Raw genomic sequence first — 20803 nt, 5'->3', positions numbered from 1 at the left:
CGTCTGGGCACTTAACCGAAGAAGCTCTGGCCGTTCTTGGCCATCTCGCGCAGCTTCGCAGTCGGGTGGTACAGCGGGCCCAGATCAGCGTATTGATCAGCCAGGGCAACGAACTCGGCCACACCGATGGAATCGATGTAACGCAGCGCACCACCACGGAATGGAGGGAAACCAATACCGTAGACCAGGCCCATGTCGGCCTCGGCTGCGGTTTCAACGATGCCGTCTTCCAGGCAGCGCACGGTTTCCAGGCACAGGGCGATCATCATCCAGTTGACGATGTCCTCGTCGGACACTTCACGCTGTTCGTAGATGACCGGCGCGAGCACTTCGTGAACCGATGGGTCGGCCACTTTCTTCTGCTTGCCCTTCTTGTCGGTCTCGTAAGCGTAGAAACCCTTGCCATTCTTCTGGCCCAGGCGCTTGGCTTCGTAGAGCGCGTCGATCGCCGAGCGGCGGTCGTCTTTCATGCGGTCCGGGAAGCCTTCAGCCATTACGTCGCGACCGTGGTGGCCGGTGTCGATGCCGACCACGTCCATCAGGTACGCCGGGCCCATTGGCCAGCCGAATTTTTCCATGACCTTGTCGATGCGCACGAAGTCCACACCGGCGCTGACCAGCTTGGCGAAACCGCCGAAGTACGGGAACAGTACGCGGTTGACCAGGAAGCCCGGGCAGTCATTGACGACGATCGGGTTCTTGCCCATTTTCTTGGCGTAGGCAACGGTGGTGGCAACGGCCAGTTCGCTGGACTTCTCGCCACGGATCACTTCCACCAGCGGCATCATGTGCACCGGGTTGAAGAAGTGCATGCCGACGAAGTTTTCCGGACGCTTGAGGGCCTTGGCCAGCAAGGTGATGGAAATGGTCGAGGTGTTGGAAGCCAGGATAGTGTCTTCTTTAACCTGGGCTTCAACTTCAGCCAGTACCGCCTGCTTGACCTTCGGGTTCTCGACAACCGCTTCAACCACCAGGTCGACGTGGCCGAAATCGCCGTAGGACAGCGTAGGACGAATGCCGTTAAGCACTTCAGCCATTTTCGCTGCCGTCATGCGGCCTTTATCCACACGGCCTACCAGCAGTTTCGCGGCTTCTGCCAGACCCTGCTCGATGCCGTGCTCGTTGATGTCTTTCATCAGGATCGGCGTGCCTTTGGACGCCGACTGATAGGCGATACCGCCGCCCATGATACCGGCACCGAGTACGGCAGCCTGTTTCACGTCGCGGGCGATTTCGTCGTAGGCCTTGGCCTTTTTCTTCAGTTCCTGGTCGTTCAGGAACAGACCGATCAAGCTCTGCGCCGCAGAAGTCTTGGCCAGTTTGACGAAGCCGGCAGCTTCGATTTCCAGGGCCTTGTCGCGACCGAAGTTCGCGGCCTTCTGGATGGTCTTGATCGCTTCAACCGGCGCCGGGTAGTTCGGGCCGGCCTGGCCAGCCACGAAACCTTTGGCGGTTTCGAACGACATCATTTGTTCGATGGCGTTGAGCTTGAGTTTTTCGAGCTTTGGCTGACGCTTGGCCTTGTAGTCAAATTCGCCGCTGATGGCGCCTTTGATCAGGTTCAGTGCGGCTTCTGCCAGCTTGTCGGGAGCCACCACGGCATCCACGGCGCCGACTTTCAGCGCGTCTTCAGCACGGTTTTCCTTGCCGGCGGCAATCCACTCGATGGCGTTGTCGGCACCGATGATGCGCGGCAGGCGCACGGTACCGCCGAAGCCTGGGTAGATGCCCAGCTTGACTTCCGGCAGGCCGATTTTCGCCGTGGCCGACATCACGCGGAAGTCGGCGGCCAGGCACATTTCCAGACCGCCGCCCAGGGCGATGCCATTGATCGCGGCAACGGTCGGCACGTTGAGGTCTTCGAAATCGCTGAAAATCTTGTTGGCTTCGAGGTTGCCAGCCACAAGCTCGGCATCGGGCAGCTTGAAGTTGTCGACGAATTCGGTGATGTCAGCGCCGACGATGAACACGTCCTTGCCGCTGGAGACGATCACGCCCTTGACCGATGCATCTGCTTTGATGGTGTCTACGGCCTGACGCAATTCATTCAGGGTTAGACGGTTGAACTTGTTGACGGACTCACCCTTGAGGTCGAATTTCAATTCGACGATGCCACTTTCAAGAGCCTTAACCGTGATGGCTTTACCTTCGTAAATCATCAACTGATCTCCACGATATGGAAGCTGAACAGTACACGTCGGACGCAGGATTCAGCGTAGACACTGACGTTACCGTCGATGCTAACGCCAATTTGCCAGGCACACCCGCCAACGCGATAGTCGGGATTCTGTACGAACGGTCTGAAAGACAAACGCTCAATTCATACGCCCGTTTGATTTGGGTACGTCACCTTCAGCCAAATCCGAAGAATTGTCAATCGCTCGAAAGGGCCGCAAAAACGCGACTTTTCAGTCATTTCAGAACCCGGGGCAGCCGGCATCGCCCCGCCAATGTTTAATCATTCGCGAAATCAATAATGTGAATTTTGATTTAAAGGGCTGTACAGAACCGAATATGCGGCTAGGCTAGCGGCACGTAAAACGAATTACCGGCCTGCCTGGCCAACTCCAGCCCGATGATACTTTCGGGCTTTTTAATGCCTGCAGAAATCTCAGGCCAGCGCCTTGAGCACCGCATCAATGTCGTGCAACACGCTCAACTCGCCCTTCTCGCCCCAGTACAGGGTGATCATTTGCTTGTCGGCTTCGACTTTGTAGACGTTCTCAGGCAGCGTCGCAAAATGCGGCAACAACTTTTCATCAACGCAGATTTCCTGCCACTGATTGACCCACACCCCCGGTTCCGACTGCCAATAACTCCAGGTCACAAGCTTGGTGCCGCGCCGTGGCCGGTGATACTGCGCGCACGGGCTCGGTGGCTCGTGCTTGAGCCAGTGCGGCCACTCCTGGGGTGTCAGTTGCATGGCCAAACCGATGCGCCGCGCCTCCATGCGCAAAGCCATGCGCCCGCTCGAATGGCGCGAAGGACGCAGCCACGCCAGCGGACTCAAAACCAGCGCAAGGATTGACACCACTATCCAGACCGTCATATGTGTACTCCCGAATTTCTTGATGAGCGGATTTGACCTGACGCAACCCCATCCGCTTGAAACAAGCCATACTGAACTTATCGCTTTCCTTTGGAGAAACTCCTCATGCCCTACGAACATATTCTGGTCGCCGTGGACCTGACCGAAGAATGCGACCCCGTGATCAAGCGGGCCGTAGGCCTTGCAGGCGATTCGGTGAAGCTGTCCCTGGTGCATATCGTCGAACCGATGGCCATGGCCTTTGGTGGCGACGTGCCAATGGACCTTTCCCAGCTGCAACAGCAGCAGTTCGACCAGGCCAAGGAGCGTCTTGATCGACTGATCAACAAGTACCCGGCCCTGAAAAAAGACCAGAGCCACCTGACCTACGGCCAGCCGCGCCAGGAAATCCACCACCTGGCCAAGGAACAGGGTTGCGACCTGATCGTGGTCGGCAGCCACGGCCGCCACGGCCTGGCCTTGCTGCTGGGCTCCACCGCCAATGACGTGCTGCACGGCGCACCTTGCGATGTGCTGGCCGTGAAACTGGTAAAGAGCTCGTAAGACCAACCGCAATCTAATGTGGGAGCGGGCTTGTGTGGGAGCGGGCTTGCTCGCGAAAGCAGTGGATCAGTCGACAAATATAGGGACTGACACACCGCATTCGCGAGCAAGCCCGCTCCCACATTTGAACCGCGTTTCGCACAAAAAACCCGGCGCCCATACTAATGAGCGCCGGGTTTTTTATTGCGCTTGAATCACTCAGGCATCCAGCTCGGCCCAGCGCTCAACCAGGGCTTCCAGCTCGCTGTTCAACTGCTCGAGGGATGCAATCACCTTGGCGGTTTCGGCAGCAGGGCGCAGATAGAAACTCGCGTCCGCCATTTCAGCTTCAACGGCAGCGATCTGCTGTTCCTTGGCATCGATATCGCCCGGCAGCGCTTCCAGCTCGCGTTGCAGCTTGTAGCTGAGCTTCTTCTTGGCTGCGGGCGCTTCTTGCGCAGGGGCAGGAGCAGCAGCCACCGGGGCAACCACGGCCGAGGTCAGGTCAGCCTTGCCGGATTTGCTCTCGGTCACGCCCAGCAGGCGCGGCGAGCCGCCCTGACGCAGCCAGTCCTGATAACCCCCGACGTATTCACGCACCTTGCCTTCACCTTCGAAGACCAGGGTGCTGGTGACCACGTTGTCGAGGAATGCCCGGTCGTGGCTGACCATCAGCACGGTGCCGTTGAAGGTCAGCAAGACCTCTTCCAGCAGTTCCAGGGTTTCAACGTCGAGGTCGTTGGTCGGTTCGTCGAGCACCAGCAGGTTGGCTGGCTTGCTGAACAGCTTGGCCAGCAGCAGGCGCGCACGCTCACCACCGGACAAGGCTTTAACCGGCGTACGTGCACGCTGCGGGCTGAACAGGAAGTCGCCCAGGTAGCTCAACACGTGGCGGCTCTGGCCATCGATGTCGATAAAGTCGCGACCTTCGGCGACGTTGTCGATCACGGTTTTTTCCAGGTCCAACTGGTGACGCAACTGGTCGAAGTAGGCCACGTCGATGCGCGTGCCCTCTTCCACTTTACCGCTGGTCGGCTGCAGGCCATTGAGCATCAGCTTGAGCAAGGTGGTCTTGCCGGTACCGTTGGCGCCGAGCAGGCCGATACGGTCGCCCCGCTGCAGGACCATGGAGAAGTCCTTGATCAGGAACGGGCCGTCCGGGTGATGGAAGCTGACGTTGTCCAGCACCATCACTTGCTTGCCGGACTTGTCGGCCGTTTCCAGCATGATGTTGGCCTTGCCGGTGCGCTCGCGACGTTCACTGCGTTCAACACGCAGGGCTTTCAAGGCACGCACACGGCCTTCGTTACGGGTACGACGGGCCTTGATGCCCTGGCGAATCCACACTTCTTCCTGGGCCAGGCGCTTGTCGAACAAGGCGTTGGCGGTTTCTTCGGCAGCCAGGGTGGCTTCCTTGTGCACCAGGAAGCTGGCGTAGTCGCCGTTCCAGTCGATCAGGCCACCGCGGTCCAGTTCGAGGATGCGTGTGGCGAGGTTTTGCAGGAAGGAACGGTCGTGCGTGATGAACAGCACGGCGCCCTGGAAATCCTTGAGGGCTTCTTCAAGCCAGGCGATTGCGCCGATGTCCAGGTGGTTGGTCGGTTCGTCGAGCAGCAGCAGGTCCGGTTCGGAAACCAGGGCCTGGGCCAGCAGGACGCGGCGACGCCAGCCGCCGGACAATTCGGCGAGGGTCTTGTCGGCCGGCAGCTGCAGGCGGCTCAGGGTGCTGTCGACCAATTGCTGCAGGCGCCAGCCGTCACGGGCTTCGAGGTCTTGCTGGACGTGCATCAGCTTGTCCAGGTCTTCTTCGGTGACGCAGTTCTGCGCCAGGTGATGGTATTCGGCGAGCAGTGCGCCCACACCATCCAGGCCTTCGGCAACCACGTCGAACACTGTCCGTCCGTCGGCCACCGGCAATTCTTGCGGCAATTCGCCAATCTTGAGGCCGGGGGCGCGCCATACAGAGCCTTCGTCGGGCTTCTGGTCGCCTTTTACCAGCTTCATCATGCTGGACTTGCCGGTGCCGTTGCGGCCGATGATGCACACCCGCTCACCACGGGCGATCTGCCAGGACACCTTGTCCAACAACGGCATAGCGCCGAAAGCAAGGGACACATCGCTGAATTTGAGCAGGGTCATACGCTTCTCCAAAAACTGGGCGCGCATTCTACCTGACTTAGGGCGCGAGGCGGCCGGCATTTTCGCCGTTGACATGTTCTGTTGGACATTTCAGATGAACTTGAACGAAGCGACCGGCAAAGCTTTCACCGGCTGCGGGCAAAAGGCTAAGCTAGGGGCAATCAGTGTCGGCGACGTCGGCACTAGTCCAGATTCCTCTGCACGGACGTCTCATGCGCAGTCGCCTTTTCAGCTTTTTATCTTGTCTGCTTCTTTCTGCCACCGCCGTTCAATCCGCCCAGGCCGTGGACCTCACCACCCAACGTCAATATTACGATGAAGCCAAGCGAGCCCTCGCCAAAGGCGACAGCGGCCCGTACTTCCAGTACAGCCAGGCCCTGGCCGACTACCCGTTGACGCCATACCTGGCCTACGACGAACTGACCGCGCGCCTGAAAACCGCGAGCAACGAGGAAATCGAACAATTCCTCGCCAAGAACGGCGACCTGCCCCAGGCCAACTGGATGAAGCTGCGCTGGTTGCGCTGGCTGGCCGACCGTGGCGACTGGCAAACCTTTGAAAAGTACTACGATCCAAAACTCAATTTCGTCGAACTGGACTGTCTGCACGGCCAGTTCCAGCTGACCCATAACCAAAAAGCCGAAGGTTATAAAACCACCGAGAAGCTCTGGCTGACCGGTAAATCCCAGCCTGCTGCCTGTGATGCCACCTTTGGCCAGTGGGCCGCCGACGGCCAACTGACCGAACAGAAAATCTGGGACCGCGCCAAACTCGCCGCCGAAGCCCGCAACTACCCGCTGGCCAACAGCTTGGTGAAAACCTTGCCGACCCTCGGCGCCCAAGGCCGCCTGATGGTGGACGTGGCGCAGAAGCCCGACATGCTCAGCGACCCGTCGCGCTTCCTGCCGGCCAACGAGGCCATGTCCGACGCCGTCGGCCTTGGCCTTCGCCGCCTGGCACGTCAGGACCCGGACAAGGCCATGGCCCTGCTCGACGGCTATGCCAGCAGCATGCACTTCTCTCGTGACGAAAAAGTGTCGATCGCCCGGGAAATCGGCTTGACCCTGGCACGCCGCTACGACCCGCGCGCCCTCGACGTGATGACCAAATACGATCCGGAACTGCGGGACAACACCGTTTCCGAATGGCGCCTGCGCCTGCTGCTGCGCCTGGCCCGCTGGGAAGACGCCTACCAGTTGACCCGCAAGCTGCCCCAGGACCTGGCCACCACCAACCGCTGGCGCTACTGGCAGGCCCGCAGCCTGGAACTGGCAGAGCCGAAAAACCCGCAAGCCCTGGTGATGTACAAGGGCCTGGCCAAGGAACGTGACTTCTACGGCTTCCTGGCGGCGGATCGCTCCCAGTCGCCGTACCAACTGACCAACAAGCCGCTGGTGATGAGCCAGGCGCTGATGAACAAAGTGCGCAACACCCCGGGCGTACGCCGGGCCCTGGAGTTCTATGCCCGCGGCCAGATCGTTGATGGCCGTCGCGAGTGGTACCACGTGAGCCGGCACTTCAACCGCGACGAAATGGTCGCCCAGGCCAAGCTGGCCTATGACATGAAGTGGTACTTCCCGGCGATCCGCACCATCAGCCAGGCGCAATACTGGGATGACCTGGATATCCGCTTCCCGATGGCCCACCGCGACACCCTGGTGCGTGAAGCCAAGGTCCGCGGCGTGCATTCAAGCTGGGTGTTTGCGATCACCCGCCAGGAAAGCGCCTTCATGGACGATGCGCGCTCCGGCGTCGGCGCCACCGGCCTGATGCAGCTGATGCCCGGCACCGCCAAGGAAACCGCACGCAAATTCAGCATCCCGCTGGCCTCGCAACAGCAGGTGCTCGACCCGGACAAGAACATCCAGCTCGGCGCAGCGTACCTGAGCCAGGTCCATGCCCAGTTCAACGGCAACCGCGTGCTCGCCACCGCTGCCTACAACGCTGGCCCGGGCCGCGTACGCCAATGGCTGCGCGGCGCCGACCACCTGAGTTTCGATGTGTGGGTGGAAAGCATCCCGTTCGACGAAACCCGTCAGTATGTGCAGAACGTGCTGTCTTATTCGGTGATCTACGGGCAGAAGCTCAACGCACCGCAGCCGCTGGTGGATTGGCATGAGCGGTATTTTGATGATCAGTAAGGGGGGCAGCTGCAAGCAACTAGCTTGAAGCTGAAAGAAAAGTGCCCGCATTGAGAGATGCGGGCATTTTTTATGGCGCTGCCGGGGACTCGCTTTGCACCGCTTCTGCCAGCGCAAGGTTCAAGGCTTGAAGCATGAACTCGACAAAGGGAGTTGCCTCTGCCTGCTTGTCCGCCGCCGACAATGCGGCGTAATAAGCGTCCTGTTGCTCGCGAATCACCGCCTCTACCGGCAAGTAAGCCAGCACCGGGCGCCACTGACTGAGAATCAGGGTTTGCCATAAGCGGCCCATGCGCCCGTTTCCATCGGCAAAAGGATGGATAAACTCGAATTCGTAGTGAAAGACGCAGCTGACGATCAGTGGATGCCAGTCAGAGGCGGACTGCCACTTCAGCAAATCATCAACCAAATGCGTAACACGGCTCGCCGGCGGCGCCATGTGCACCAACTGTTCGCCCCGATAGATCCCTACGCCCGCCTGGCGAAACCGACCCGCATCGTCGATCAATCCATACATCAATAACTCATGGGCACGCAGCAGGTCCGCACGTTCGCCCGGTGCCCACTGCGGCATAGACTCGTAAGCGGAAAAAGCGTTGCGTACTTCCTGAATCTCCCGGGGCAAGCCCAGCACACGCTTGCCTTCCAGCACTGCGGTCACCTGCTCGACATTCAGGGTATTGTTCTCGATAGCCAGCGAAGCCTGAATCGTACGAATCCGGTTGCCACGCCTCAATTGCGGGGTCTGCCGGTTGTCGTCGCCCGCTGAAAGCTGACCAATCTGCTCACTGATATCAGCAACCAGACTCAACATCTTGGCAGTCAGGGTCAACGGAGGTTGATAACGGCTCATATCCTCATCCAAGTCTGTAACGAAAGCCGACATAATGCCCTAAGGGACGGTCGCACCACAGCCTCAATGCCTCAATCAACGTCAGTGCCATCACTGAACTGCAACGCCGCCAGCCGTGCGTACAGTGGATTACTCGCAATCAGTTGCTGATGCGTCCCCACCGCCACCAGCTTGCCTTGGTCCATCACGGCAATCCGGTCGGCGTTCTTCACGGTGGCCAACCGGTGGGCGATCACCAGGGTGGTGCGCCCTTCCATCAACTGCGGCAGCGCTTGCTGGATCAAGTGTTCACTTTGGGCGTCCAGCGCGCTGGTGGCTTCGTCCAGCAGCAGGATCGGTGCATCCACCAACAAGGCCCGGGCGATGGCCAGGCGTTGGCGCTGGCCGCCGGAAAGGCCCATGCCGCCGTCGCCCAGGTGGGTCTGGTAGCCGTCGGGCATTTGCAGGATGAAATCGTGGGCGTGGGCGATGCGCGCCGCTTCTTCGACCTGGGCAAAGGTGGCCGATGGATTGCCGTAGCGGATGTTCTCTTCGACCGTGCCAAAGAACAGCGCCGGGCTCTGGGACACCAGGGCGAAACCGCGGCGCAGGTCCAGCGGGTCGAGGTCGGTCAGCGGGTGGCCTTCAAGCAGGATGCGGCCTTGCTGCGGATCGTAGAAACGCAGCAACAGATCGAAGATCGTCGATTTGCCCGCGCCCGACGGACCGACCAGGGCCAGGGTTTCACCGGCATTGATGCTCAGGCTCAAGCCGTCGATGGCAAAACGATCCGGGCGCGAGGGATAGGAGAAGCGCAAATCCTGGATTTCCAGGCGGCCGCTGACCCGCTCCGGCAGCTTGATCACGTTTGCCTCGGGCGCCTTGATCTCGTTGCTCGATTGCAGCAACTCGCCAATCCGCTCTGCTGCACCGGCCGCTCGCTGCAACTCGCCCAGCACTTCACTCAAGGTGCCGACGGCACTGCCGACGATCAGGCTGTAGAACACGAACGCGGCCAGTTCACCACCGGAAATCCGTCCGCTAATCACGTCCATTCCGCCGACCCAGAGCATGACACCCACGGCACCCAGCACCAGCATGATCACCAGGGTAATCAGCCACGAACGCTGCAGGATGCGTTTGCGCGCGGTGGTGAACGCGTCTTCCACCGTCACCGCAAACCGCCGCTCGTCCTGCACCTGGTGGTTGTAGGCCTGCACCGTCTTGATCTGGCCGAGGGTCTCGGACACGTAGCTGCCCACGTCGGCGATGCGGTCCTGGCTCAGGCGCGACAGGCTGCGCACCCGGCGGCCGAAGATCAAGATCGGCGCCAGCACCAGCGGCAGCGCGATCACAACGATGCTGGTGAGCTTGGGGTTGGTGACAAACAACAGCACGATCCCGCCGATCACCATCAGGGCGTTGCGCAGGAACAGCGACAGCGAGGAGCCGATCACCGATTGCAGCAAGGTGGTGTCGGTGGTCAACCGGGACTGGATTTCCGAACTGCGGTTGTTTTCGTAGAAACCCGGATGCAAGTAGATCAAATGGTTGAACACCTGCCGCCGGATGTCGGCCACCACCCGCTCGCCGATCCACGACACCAGGTAAAACCGCGTAAAGGTGCCCACCGCCAGGCCCAGCACCAGAATCATGAACAGGCCGATGGACTGGTTGAGCAGGTGCGGCGACTGGGTCATGAAGCCCTGGTCCACCAGCAGGCGAATGCCCTGCCCCATGGACAAGGTGATGCCGGCGGTGACGATCAACGCCAACAAGGCCCCCAGGGCCTGCCAGCGGTAGGGAGCGACGAAGCGGCTGGCCAGGCGAATCGCGCGGCGTTGACGGGCTGAGAGCATGGCGGGTTTCACCTGAGGGTGGGAGACGGGAACCTACAGAGCTACATGGGGGGAACTTGAGTGAATCACAATGAGTCAGGTTAATTATGCTTACGAACCTGGCCCCTAGAGGCTATCGGTCTAAGGCCTGGCTGGAAATTTGTATCGGTTTCTGCTGGAGTGGGCATTCGATCTGCTGACCGCGCAAGGAGTTGTAACAACGCGGTCACGCAGTGATTTTAAAGTAGGTACACAACCTGATGAGGAGACGGGCCATGTCCTTGCAAAACAGCAGCAATGCCAAGATTGAAGTGATCCGCCAACCGCAGCAGTTGCCTTGCTCGTACATCGACGCTCAAGGCCGCGAAGTGCAAATCACCGAAGAGATGATCCAGAGCGCCTGCGCCGAACTGGAACAGAAATTGGTCAAGCCTGCCAAGCGAGGCTGAATCGCCCACGCTCTTTTAAACCCGGCCTTGATGGCCGGGTTTTTTATGCCTTCAGATTGCCTGCGCGCCCAATGCCGCCACAATGCTCGACAAGACCGCAGACTCGCCGTTGATTCGCACCTTCAACCCCTCAATCTCGCGCCGCGGCGCGTAGTGCTTGCGCAGTTGGTCAAACGCCTTGCGCTGCTTGTCCACGGTGCCTACCAGGCTGCGGCGGAAATCCGCGTCATCACGGCGCGGGTCGTACACGCCACGGCACAGGGCCGCCAGCGCCCAGGCCGGGTCGGTATTGGCGTTGAGGGTGACCTCGGCCAACCAGGGTTCCGGTAGCAAGTCGTTGAGTTGAATCGTCGCCTCCTGACCAAAGTACCGGCACAGCGCCTGGTAGATCTGCGCCGTACCGCGCTGCCTGCCGTCCAGGCTGTAGCCGGCGATATGCGGGGTGGCCAGCACACACAAGTCGGCCAGGTCGACGTCCACCTGGGGCTCGCCTTCCCACACATCCAGCACGGCCTGCAGGTCTTCGCGTTCCAGCAGCACCTCCTTGAGGGCGGCGTTGTCCACCACCGGGCCACGGCTGGCGTTGATCAGCCAGGCGCCGGGCTTCAGTTGGTTGAGGCGCTCGCGGTCGAACAAGTGCCAGGTAGATCCGTTGCCGGATTTGTTCAGCGGCGTGTGCAGGCTGATCACATCACACTGCTCGACAATCTGCTGCAGGCCGACATAGTCACCGCCCTCGGCGATCTGCCGGGGCGGGTCGCACACCAGCACCTTCCAGCCCAACGCCTTGAGCACCTTGACCAGGCGCCCGCCGACTTCACCGGCCCCCACCACACCATAGGTGCGTTGGGCCAGGTCGGCGCCTTCGATCTCGGCCAGGGTCAGCAGGCTGCCCAGCACATAGTCGACCACGCCACGGGCGTTGCAGCCGGGGGCGCTGGACCACTGGATGCCGGCGCGCTGGAAGTAATCAAGGTCGAGGTGGTCGGTGCCGATGGTGCAGGTGCCGACAAACCGCACGGGTGTGCCTTCGAGCAAAGCCCGGTTGACGTTGGTCACCGAGCGCACCAGCAGCACATCGGCCTGTTCGATCGTCGCGCGGTCGATGGACCGGCCTGGAACCCGGCGAATCTCGCCAAATCCTTCGAAGAATGCATCGAGCAGCGGGATATTTTCGTCGGCAACAATCAGCATGGCAGGCTCCTTTCGCGGATCAGCAGTGTACAGCGGTTTTCCTTGTGGCGAGGGAGCTTGCTCCCGCTGGAGTGCGGAGCGCTCCCAAATGAAGCACTGTGTTTTTTTCAGGTACACATCGGTTGTCCGTTCTGGGGCTGCTGCGCAGCCCAGCGGGAGCAAGCTCCCTCGCCACAGCAAGCTCCCTCACTACGGCAAGCTCCCTCGCCACAAAAAGCAATATTTGCGCTGGGCTGTGTTTACAAATCCACAACACAGGTTTTTTCCTGACCAACACGTCAAGGCGTAGAATGCGCCGTCCTGCGCTCCCCCTATCGGACATCCGTACGTGAACACTGCCACAACCACCACCGCCCTCTCCCGCCCCGCCCGCGTCAGCCTTGAAGTGCGCAATCTGCTGGCCCTGGCCCTGCCGATCATGATCGGGCAACTGGCGACTACCGCCATGGGCTTTGTCGATGCCGTGATGGCCGGGCGTGTGAGTTCCCGGGACCTGGCGGCAGTCGCCCTGGGCAACTCCATCTGGATCCCGGTGTACCTGCTGATGACCGGCACCCTGCTGGCCACCACGCCGAAAGTCGCCCAACGCTTCGGCGCCGGCACCCACGGTGAAATCGGGCCGCTGGTGCGCCAGTCGATGTGGCTGGCGCTGGTGGTGGGGATTACCGCGCTGCTGTTGCTGATCAGTGCCGAACCGATCCTGCATGTGATGAAGGTCGATCCCGAGCTGATCAAGCCGTGCATGGACTACCTGCACGGCATCGCCTCGGGCATGCCGGCCATTGCGCTGTATTACGTGTTGCGCTGCTTCAGCGACGGCCTGGGCCGAACGCGGCCGAGCATGGTCATGGGCCTGTGTGGGCTGGCGCTGAATATTCCGCTGAACTATGTGTTCATCTACGGCCACTTCGGCGTGCCGGCCATGGGCGGCATCGGTTGTGGCTGGGCCACGGCGATCGTGATGTGGGTGATGATGCTCGGCCTCGCCGCCTGGACCCGCTGGGCACCGGTGTATCAGAGCAGCGAGCTGTTCAAGCGTTTTGACTGGCCGCAATGGTCGGTGATCAAGCGCGTATTGAGCATTGGCTTGCCGATCGGGATCGCGGTGTTTGCCGAGTCGAGCATTTTCGCGGTGATCGCGCTGCTGATCGGCAGCCTCGGCGCCACCGTAGTGGCCGGGCACCAGATTGCGCTGAACTTCAGCTCGCTGGTGTTCATGATTCCCTACTCCCTGAGCATGGCCGTCACCGTGCGCGTGGGCCAGGCCCTGGGCCGTGGCGAACCCCGTGAGGCGCGCTTTGCGGCAGGTGTCGGGATGGGCACGGCGCTGGTGTATGCCTGCCTGTCCTGCAGCCTGATGCTGCTGTTTCGCGAACAGATCGCCACCCTCTACACCCAGGACCCGCTGGTGATCCAGGTGGCGGCCATGCTGATTGTGTTTGCGGCGCTGTTTCAGTTCTCGGACGCGATCCAGGTCACGGCCGCCGGCGCGTTGCGCGGTTACCAGGACACACGGGTGACCATGGTGCTGACGCTGTTTGCGTATTGGGGCGTGGGCTTGCCGGTGGGCTACGCGCTGGGGCTGACCGAGTGGCTGGGCCAGGCGCGCGGCCCGAGCGGCTTGTGGCAGGGGCTGATCGTGGGCCTGAGCTGTGCGGCGGCGATGCTGGTGATCCGCCTGGTGCGCAGTGCACGCAAGCGGGTTCGCCGGGCCTAAGCGGACTTCTTGCGGATCCAGTACAGGTAAGTGCCCGCCTGTTCCTGCTGGTCCACCAGTTCATGGTCGAGAAACACGCAGAACTTGGGGATATCGCGACGGGTCGACGGATCGGTCGCGATCACCTTGAGCAAGCCGCCGGGCGCCAGGTCACGGATGTGCTGGTGCAGCATCATCACCGGCTCCGGGCAGTTGAGGCCGGTGGCGTCCAGGGTGCCATCGACCGGGGTGTCAAAAATGTCGCTCATCATTCACTCCTGAAACAGGCCGCCAGTTTAACGGGCCTTTGGCTTCTTCACATCCAACCGGCGCAAATGGCAGGTCACTTCTTCACGGTCGTGGTACAGCTGCTTGCAGCCAATCTCCACCCGAATGCCCCGTTCCTTGAAGCCTTCCGCGATGCGTTCAAGCAGGCGCTTCACTTCGGCATAACGCTGCTTCATCGGCAACTTCAGGTTGACCACCGCCTCGCGGCAATGCCCTTCGCCAATCCAGGTTTCCAGCAGGGCCGCGTTACGCGCCGGTTTCTCGACGATGTCGCAGACCATCCAGTCCACCGGCTGCTTGGGGGTGTAGATGAAGCCGTCGGCCATCAAGTGCTGTACCAGGCCGGTGTCCATCAGGCTTTCGGCCATCGGGCCGTTGTCGATAGCGGTCACCAGCATGCCACGGTTGACCAGTTGCCAGGTCCAGCCCCCAGGCGCTGCGCCGAGGTCGACGCTGGTCATGTCGCTGTGCAGACGCTCGTCCCACTGATCACGAGGGATAAAGTGGTGCCAGGCCTCCTCCAGCTTCAAGGTCGAACGGCTTGGCGCGTCTCGCGGGAACTTCAGGCGAGGGATGCCCATCGGCCACATGGCCGAATTGTTCGACTCGGCCAGGCCCATGAACACTTCGCGGCCACTCTTGAAGGTCAACAGCAGGCGCGGCTTGCTGGCGTCTTCCACCAGCTTGCCGGCGGCCATCAATGCTTTGCGCAGGTGCACTTCGAATTTCTTGCAGAAGTTCGACAGCTCCTTGCCATCGTTGGTGTCGACCATCTCCAGCCACAGGCTGCCGCACACCGGGAAATCCCGCAGGTGCGCCAGGATCACGCTGATGCGGTCGGTTTCCGGCAAATCGATGAACACCCCGCGCGCCCACTGCCTTGGGAAGATCAGCTCGGCAAAGCGTTGGCCGCGCATCAGGCGCTGGGCGCCGTCTTCTTCGGTGCAGACAAATTCGGCGCAGGCGCTGCCGGTCTTGGCCTTGGCATAGCCAGAAACGTTCAGGCGTGCGGCGTGTTCCGCGATCTCGGAACAGACTTCGCCTTCAAAACCCGGGCGGCAGTGCATAAAAAGGGTGTTCATCAACTCTCCTGGATCACGGGCGTGCTATAGCGCAATGCCTGTCATGAAAACGCGCGCATGATAGCCGAGTTCGGAACCTTGGACTTATTGATAGAGTCCAGTAATTAGCCAGCTACTTAAAACAGGGCTAATTTATAAGCTCTGTTCGTCCCGTCAGGTCCGTAGCCGTGCGGACCATAAGGAGTCATGTAATGTCATCCCTTGATAGTCTGAGAACCCTTAAAACCTTACAGATCGACGACAAGACCTATCACTACTTCAGCCTGCCCGAAGCCGCCAAGAGCCTGGGCGATCTGGACAAGCTGCCGATGTCCCTCAAGGTGCTGCTGGAAAACCTGCTGCGCTGGGAAGACGAAAAGACCGTCACCGGCGCCGACCTCAAGGCCATTGCCGCCTGGCTCAAGGAGCGCCGCTCCGACCGTGAGATCCAATACCGCCCCGCCCGCGTGCTGATGCAGGACTTTACCGGCGTGCCCGCCGTGGTCGACCTGGCTGCCATGCGCGCCGCCGTGGCCAAGGCCGGCGGCGACCCGCAGCGCATCAATCCGCTGTCCCCGGTGGACCTGGTGATCGACCACTCGGTGATGGTCGACAAGTTCGCCACCACCGGCGCCTTCCAGGAAAACGTCGACATCGAAATGCAGCGCAACGGCGAACGCTACGCGTTCCTGCGCTGGGGCCAGAGCGCCTTCGACAACTTCAGCGTGGTACCGCCGGGCACCGGCATCTGCCACCAGGTCAACCTGGAATACCTCGGCCGCACCGTGTGGACCAAGGATGAAGACGGCCGCACCTACGCCTTCCCCGACACATTGGTAGGTACCGACTCCCACACCACCATGATCAACGGCCTCGGCGTACTGGGCTGGGGCGTGGGCGGGATCGAAGCGGAAGCCGCGATGCTCGGGCAGCCCGTGTCGATGCTGATCCCGGAAGTGATCGGCTTCAAGCTCACCGGCAAGCTGAAAGAGGGCATCACCGCCACCGACCTGGTGCTGACCGTCACCCAGATGCTGCGTAAAAAGGGTGTAGTCGGCAAGTTCGTCGAGTTCTATGGCGACGGTTTGGCCGACCTGCCCCTGGCAGACCGCGCCACCATCGCCAACATGGCCCCGGAATACGGCGCCACTTGCGGCTTCTTCCCGGTGGATGAAGTCACCCTGGACTACCTGCGCCTGTCGGGCCGTCCTGCGGAAACCGTCAAGCTGGTGGAGGCTTACACCAAAGCCCAGGGCCTGTGGCGCAATGCAGGCCAGGAACCGATCTTCACCGACAGCCTGGCCCTGGACATGGGCAGCGTCGAAGCCAGCCTCGCGGGGCCAAAACGCCCGCAAGACCGTGTTTCCCTGCCGAACGTCGGCCAAGCCTTCAGCGACTTCCTCGACCTGCAATTCAAACCGACCAACAAGGAAGAAGGCCGCCTGGAAAGTGAAGGCGGTGGCGGTGTTGCGGTGGGCAACGCCGACCTGATCGGTGAAGCCGACTACGACTTCGAAGGCCAGACCTATCGCCTGAAAAACGGCGCGGTGGTGATCGCCGCGATTACCTCCTGCACCAACACCTCCAACCCGAGCGTGATGATGGCGGCGGGCCTGGTGGCGAAAAAGGCCGTGGAGAAAGGACTGAAGAGCAAGCCATGGGTGAAAACTTCCCTGGCACCCGGCTCCAAGGTGGTCACCGACTACTACAAAGCGGCGGGGCTGACCCAATACCTCGACAAGCTAGGCTTCGACCTGGTGGGTTATGGCTGCACCACCTGCATCGGCAACTCCGGGCCGCTGCCCGAGCCGATCGAAAAAGCCATCCAGAAAGCCGACCTGGCGGTAGCCTCGGTGCTTTCGGGCAACCGTAACTTTGAAGGCCGGGTGCACCCGCTGGTGAAAACCAACTGGCTGGCGTCCCCGCCCCTGGTGGTGGCCTATGCCTTGGCCGGCACCGTGCGCATGGACATCAGCAGCGAACCGCTGGGCACCGGCTCTGACGGCAAACCGGTGTACCTGCGGGACATCTGGCCCAGCAGCAAGGAAATCGCCGATGCTGTCGCGCAAGTCAGCACCCAGATGTTCCACAAGGAATACGCCGAAGTGTTTGCCGGCGACGAACAGTGGCAAGCCATTGAAGTGCCGCAGGCCGCCACCTACGTGTGGCAAAAGGACTCCACCTACATCCAGCACCCACCGTTCTTCGACGACATTGGCGGCCCGCTGCCGGTGATCGAGGACGTCAAGGGCGCCAACGTGCTGGCACTGCTGGGGGACTCGGTGACCACCGACCACATCTCCCCCGCCGGTAACATCAAGACCGACAGCCCGGCCGGCAAATACCTGCGCGAGCAAGGCGTCGAACCGCGGGACTTCAACTCCTACGGCTCACGTCGCGGCAACCATGAAGTGATGATGCGCGGCACCTTCGCCAACATCCGCATCCGCAACGAAATGCTCGGCGGTGAGGAAGGCGGCAACACGATCTACATCCCGACCGGCGAGAAAATGCCGATCTACGATGCCGCCATGAAGTACCAGGCCTCGGGCACCCCGCTGGTGGTGATCGCCGGCCAGGAATACGGCACCGGCTCAAGCCGCGACTGGGCGGCCAAGGGCACCAACCTGCTGGGGGTCAAGGCGGTGATCGCCGAGAGTTTCGAGCGGATTCACCGCTCCAACCTGGTAGGCATGGGTGTGCTGCCCCTGCAGTTCAAGCTGGACCAGAACCGCAAGGCCCTCAAGCTGACCGGCAAGGAGAAGATCGACATCCTCGGGCTGACCCACGCCGAGATCGAGCCGCGCATGAACCTGACGCTGGTGATCACCCGTGAGGATGGCAGCAGCGAGAAGGTCGAGGTGCTGTGCCGCATCGACACCCTGAATGAGGTCGAGTACTTCAAGGCGGGCGGGATCCTGCACTACGTGTTGCGGCAGTTGATTGCCTCGTAACTGACACGCGCTACACAAAACACCGCCTCCCGAGGCGGTGTTTTCATTTTTACCGTGGACGACGGTCGTTATACTGCCGCCCTCAGATTTTGACGGTCACAAGGATTTCTCATGCTTGCATTGCCATGGCTGTACCTGGCGCTTCTTTCCATTGGCTATGTATTCGCCTTGAGCTACGGGCAATTGGGTTTGATGGCGGCGTTGTCCGTCGCCATGTTGCTGTTGGCCGGATTTGCCGTGCGCCAGCAGCGAAACCCTTGGGTGCGCTATCTCGGCCACGGCCTGTTTATCGTGCTGGCGCTGGGGTTGGCCATGCATTGGCTGCCGGGCTTCTACAACGGTCGCGGGATCGCACCGCAGCGCTTTACCGCCGACGCCGTACCTTTTTCGATGTACCTGAACCAGGACAAACCGCTGATCGGCTTCTGGCTGCTGCTGGCCTGCCCGTGGATTGTGGCGCGCCGGTCATTGCGCCTGTCGATCTATGCCACGGCGCTGGCATTGACCCTGACGGCGATTGCCGCACTGGGCGGTGCTGCGTTGCTGGGGGTTATCAGTTGGGCGCCGAAGTGGCCGGAGCAGGCGTGGCTGTGGGTGCTGAACAACCTGCTGCTGGTGACGCTGGTGGAGGAAGCGCTGTTTCGCGGGTATATCCAGGGTGGGTTGAGCCGGCGGTTCAAGCAGTTGCCCTATGGTGAAAACCTCGCGCTGTTACTGGCAGCGCTTTTGTTCGGCCTGGTCCACCTGGGCGCAGGCTGGCAGTGGACCCTGCTGGCAACCATCGCCGGCCTGGGATACGGCCTGGCGTATCGCTTTGGTGGGTTGGGCGCGGCGATCGTCACGCACTTCGGCTTGAACCTGCTGCATTTCGGGTTGTTTACCTATCCGATGCTGGCGGGCTGAGGCTGAGCCGATTGTTGCAAAAATAAGTTAAATAAAACCCCGTAGCGGCCGACAACCCATCAAAGCCTTGCGGATTGAACAATCATGCGTAATAACCAACCCGTTACCCAGCGCGAACGTACCTTCCCCGCTCAGCAACGGTTGATCTCCACCACGGATGCCAAAGGCGTGATCACCTACTGCAACGACGCCTTTGTCGAGATCAGTGGGTTTTCCCATGACGAACTGTTGCGTGCCCCGCACAACCTGGTTCGTCATCCGGATGTTCCGGCGGCAGTGTTCGCACACATGTGGTCGACGCTCAAACAAGGCTTGCCATGGATGGGCATCGTCAAGAACCGCTGCAAGAGCGGTGATCACTATTGGGTCAACGCCTATGTGACACCGGTCTTCGACGGCAATCAGGTGATCGGCTACGAGTCGGTGCGGGTCAAGCCCACCGCCGAGCAGATTCGTCGTGCCGAAGCGCTTTACCAGCGTATCAACCAGGGCAAGCCGGCCATCCCGCGCCGTGACAAGTGGCTGCCGGTGTTGCAGGACTGGATGCCGTTTATCCTGGTCAGCCAGTTGAGCTTTCTGATTGGCGCCTGGCTCAATTCCCACTGGGGCTTTGCCCTGGCCGCCGCGCTGTCGGTACCACTGGGCCTGTTGGGCCTGAGCTGGCAACAACGCGGGCTCAAGCGTTTGCTGCGCCTGGCCGAACAGACCACGTCCGACCCGCTGATTGCGCAGATGTACACCGACAGCCGCGGCGCCCAGGCACGCCTGGAGATGTCGATCCTCAGCCAGGAAGCGCGCCTGAAGACGTGTCTTACCCGTTTGCAGGACACGGCTGAGCACCTTAACTCCCAGGCGGCGCAGTCCAATACCCTGGCGCATAACAGCTCCAGCGGTCTTGAACGCCAACGTGTGGAAACCGAACAGGTGGCTACCGCAGTCAACCAGATGGCCGCGACGACCCAGGAAGTCGCCAGCCACGTGCAACGCACCGCCGATGCCACCCAGGAAGCCAATCGACTGACCGGCCGTGGCCGTGATATCGCGGGCGAAACCCGCGAGGCGATTCAGCGCCTGTCGGTAGCGGTCGGGGAAACCGGCGTGACCGTGACCCAACTGGCCAAGGACAGCGATGAAATCGGCGGCGTGGTGGACGTGATCAAGGGCATCGCCGACCAGACCAACCTGCTGGCACTGAACGCGGCCATCGAAGCGGCCCGTGCCGGCGAGATGGGCCGGGGGTTCGCCGTGGTGGCCGACGAAGTGCGGCAATTGGCCCAGCGTACCAGCGAGTCCACCGGGCAGATTCACGCGCTGATCGCCAAGCTGCAACAGACCGCCAACGCCGCCGTACAGACCATGGACGCCGGGCATCGCCAGGCGGAGGAAGGTGTGGCGCGGGTGATGGAGGCGGACCAGGCGCTGGTCGGGATCAGCGAGGCGGTGGCGCACATCACTGATATGACGGCGCAGATTGCGGCGGCGACGGAGGAGCAGAGCTCGGTGGCGGAAGAAATCAGCCGTAATATCAGCACCATTGCGTTGCTGGCGGACCAGACGTCGGAACAGGCGCTGAACTCGGCGCAGTTGAGTGAAGAGCTGACGCATACCGCCAATACCCAGTACTCGCTGGTAGAACGCTTTAATCGGTAATCGACTCACCTGTGGCGAGGGAGCTTGCTCCCGCTGGACCGGGCTGGCGCTCCAGTGCGCAGCGCTCCCTGGATTTTGGGGCCGCTA

At 61.2% G+C, this 20803-nt stretch carries 14 protein-coding genes and 1 pseudogene; 7 read left to right on the top strand and 8 right to left on the bottom strand.

Translation table 11 applies throughout. The features are described from left to right. Window positions 1-11: 11 nt before the first annotated feature. Window positions 12-2159, bottom strand: coding sequence for a fatty acid oxidation complex subunit alpha FadB (fadB, locus tag LIY45_RS01945; RefSeq protein ID WP_063032264.1), 2148 nt, complete (start codon window positions 2157-2159; stop codon window positions 12-14). 452 nt (window positions 2160-2611) lie between these two features. Then, window positions 2612-3049 carry a hypothetical protein gene (locus tag LIY45_RS01940; protein ID WP_226475133.1) on the bottom strand — a complete coding sequence of 146 codons (438 nt, stop codon included), beginning with the start codon at window positions 3047-3049 and terminating at the stop codon, window positions 2612-2614. 105 nt (window positions 3050-3154) lie between these two features. Here LIY45_RS01940 and LIY45_RS01935 point away from each other — a divergent pair, with 105 nt between their 5' ends. Then, window positions 3155-3592, top strand: a complete 438-nt coding sequence (locus tag LIY45_RS01935; RefSeq protein WP_003218985.1) for a universal stress protein — start codon at window positions 3155-3157, stop codon at window positions 3590-3592. A gap of 198 nt (window positions 3593-3790) precedes the next feature. Here the strand turns inward: LIY45_RS01935 and LIY45_RS01930 are convergent, their stop codons facing one another. Beyond that, the gene (locus LIY45_RS01930; protein ID WP_226475132.1) at window positions 3791-5710 is read right to left on the bottom strand and encodes an ATP-binding cassette domain-containing protein; all 1920 of its coding nucleotides are present in this window, start codon (window positions 5708-5710) and stop codon (window positions 3791-3793) included. Window positions 5711-5922: 212 nt separating this feature from the next. On the opposite strand from LIY45_RS01930, the gene LIY45_RS01925 reads away from it, so the two are divergent. Continuing rightward, window positions 5923-7851, top strand: coding sequence for a transglycosylase SLT domain-containing protein (locus LIY45_RS01925; RefSeq protein WP_017477195.1), 1929 nt, complete (start codon window positions 5923-5925; stop codon window positions 7849-7851). Window positions 7852-7939: 88 nt separating this feature from the next. Here LIY45_RS01925 and LIY45_RS01920 read toward each other — a convergent pair. Continuing rightward, window positions 7940-8704 (bottom strand): annotated as a pseudogene (locus LIY45_RS01920) (Fic family protein); the annotation flags it as partial. A 71-nt stretch (window positions 8705-8775) separates the two neighbouring features. Next, window positions 8776-10542, bottom strand: coding sequence for an ABC transporter transmembrane domain-containing protein (locus tag LIY45_RS01915; protein ID WP_226475131.1), 1767 nt, complete (start codon window positions 10540-10542; stop codon window positions 8776-8778). Window positions 10543-10796: 254 nt separating this feature from the next. Here LIY45_RS01915 and LIY45_RS01910 point away from each other — a divergent pair, with 254 nt between their 5' ends. Further along, window positions 10797-10970 carry a PA1571 family protein gene (locus LIY45_RS01910; RefSeq protein ID WP_010176367.1) on the top strand — a complete coding sequence of 58 codons (174 nt, stop codon included), beginning with the start codon at window positions 10797-10799 and terminating at the stop codon, window positions 10968-10970. A 51-nt stretch (window positions 10971-11021) separates the two neighbouring features. Here the strand turns inward: LIY45_RS01910 and pdxB are convergent, their stop codons facing one another. Beyond that, window positions 11022-12164: a 4-phosphoerythronate dehydrogenase PdxB gene (pdxB, locus tag LIY45_RS01905; RefSeq protein WP_226475130.1), complete on the bottom strand. Its 1143-nt coding sequence runs from the start codon at window positions 12162-12164 to the stop codon at window positions 11022-11024. Between the two features lie 328 nt (window positions 12165-12492). On the opposite strand from pdxB, the gene LIY45_RS01900 reads away from it, so the two are divergent. Further along, window positions 12493-13881 carry an MATE family efflux transporter gene (locus LIY45_RS01900; protein WP_226475129.1) on the top strand — a complete coding sequence of 463 codons (1389 nt, stop codon included), beginning with the start codon at window positions 12493-12495 and terminating at the stop codon, window positions 13879-13881. Here LIY45_RS01900 and tusA read toward each other — a convergent pair. Continuing rightward, the gene (gene tusA / locus LIY45_RS01895) at window positions 13878-14129 is read right to left on the bottom strand and encodes a sulfurtransferase TusA (protein ID WP_088424520.1); all 252 of its coding nucleotides are present in this window, start codon (window positions 14127-14129) and stop codon (window positions 13878-13880) included. The genes LIY45_RS01900 and tusA overlap by 4 nt on opposite strands. Before the next feature lie 27 nt (window positions 14130-14156). Then, window positions 14157-15230 carry a 23S rRNA (cytidine(2498)-2'-O)-methyltransferase RlmM gene (gene rlmM / locus LIY45_RS01890; protein WP_226475128.1) on the bottom strand — a complete coding sequence of 358 codons (1074 nt, stop codon included), beginning with the start codon at window positions 15228-15230 and terminating at the stop codon, window positions 14157-14159. Between the two features lie 191 nt (window positions 15231-15421). Between rlmM and acnA the strand changes: the two genes are divergently transcribed. From acnA to LIY45_RS01875, 3 genes are all read left to right on the top strand, one after another. Next, on the top strand, window positions 15422-18163 hold the full coding sequence (acnA, locus tag LIY45_RS01885; RefSeq protein ID WP_010176371.1) for an aconitate hydratase AcnA: 2742 nt from the start codon (window positions 15422-15424) through the stop codon (window positions 18161-18163). Between the two features lie 111 nt (window positions 18164-18274). Further along, window positions 18275-19066: a CPBP family intramembrane glutamic endopeptidase gene (locus LIY45_RS01880; protein ID WP_017477188.1), complete on the top strand. Its 792-nt coding sequence runs from the start codon at window positions 18275-18277 to the stop codon at window positions 19064-19066. Between the two features lie 84 nt (window positions 19067-19150). Continuing rightward, window positions 19151-20716 carry a PAS domain-containing methyl-accepting chemotaxis protein gene (locus LIY45_RS01875; RefSeq protein ID WP_226475127.1) on the top strand — a complete coding sequence of 522 codons (1566 nt, stop codon included), beginning with the start codon at window positions 19151-19153 and terminating at the stop codon, window positions 20714-20716. Window positions 20717-20803 lie beyond the last annotated feature (87 nt).

This window comes from Pseudomonas sp. MWU16-30323 (assembly GCF_020515595.1).
Classification (GTDB): Bacteria; Pseudomonadota; Gammaproteobacteria; order Pseudomonadales; family Pseudomonadaceae; genus Aquipseudomonas; species Aquipseudomonas yamanorum.
Note: the sequence above shows the minus strand (reverse complement) of the source record. Positions and strands in the feature narration are given on the sequence as shown.

Excerpts from the sequence above, each read along its gene's own strand:
- fadB (WP_063032264.1), bottom strand. The coding sequence starts at position 2,159 with ATGATTTACGAAGGTAAAGCCATCACGGTTAAGGCTCTTGAAAGTGGC.
- LIY45_RS01940 (WP_226475133.1), bottom strand. The coding sequence starts at position 3,049 with ATGACGGTCTGGATAGTGGTGTCAATCCTTGCGCTGGTTTTGAGTCCG.
- LIY45_RS01935 (WP_003218985.1), top strand. The coding sequence starts at position 3,155 with ATGCCCTACGAACATATTCTGGTCGCCGTGGACCTGACCGAAGAATGC.
- LIY45_RS01930 (WP_226475132.1), bottom strand. The coding sequence starts at position 5,710 with ATGACCCTGCTCAAATTCAGCGATGTGTCCCTTGCTTTCGGCGCTATG.
- LIY45_RS01925 (WP_017477195.1), top strand. The coding sequence starts at position 5,923 with ATGCGCAGTCGCCTTTTCAGCTTTTTATCTTGTCTGCTTCTTTCTGCC.
- LIY45_RS01915 (WP_226475131.1), bottom strand. The coding sequence starts at position 10,542 with ATGCTCTCAGCCCGTCAACGCCGCGCGATTCGCCTGGCCAGCCGCTTC.
- LIY45_RS01910 (WP_010176367.1), top strand. The coding sequence starts at position 10,797 with ATGTCCTTGCAAAACAGCAGCAATGCCAAGATTGAAGTGATCCGCCAA.
- pdxB (WP_226475130.1), bottom strand. The coding sequence starts at position 12,164 with ATGCTGATTGTTGCCGACGAAAATATCCCGCTGCTCGATGCATTCTTC.
- tusA (WP_088424520.1), bottom strand. The coding sequence starts at position 14,129 with ATGAGCGACATTTTTGACACCCCGGTCGATGGCACCCTGGACGCCACC.
- rlmM (WP_226475128.1), bottom strand. The coding sequence starts at position 15,230 with ATGAACACCCTTTTTATGCACTGCCGCCCGGGTTTTGAAGGCGAAGTC.
- acnA (WP_010176371.1), top strand. The coding sequence starts at position 15,422 with ATGTCATCCCTTGATAGTCTGAGAACCCTTAAAACCTTACAGATCGAC.
- LIY45_RS01880 (WP_017477188.1), top strand. The coding sequence starts at position 18,275 with ATGCTTGCATTGCCATGGCTGTACCTGGCGCTTCTTTCCATTGGCTAT.
- LIY45_RS01875 (WP_226475127.1), top strand. The coding sequence starts at position 19,151 with ATGCGTAATAACCAACCCGTTACCCAGCGCGAACGTACCTTCCCCGCT.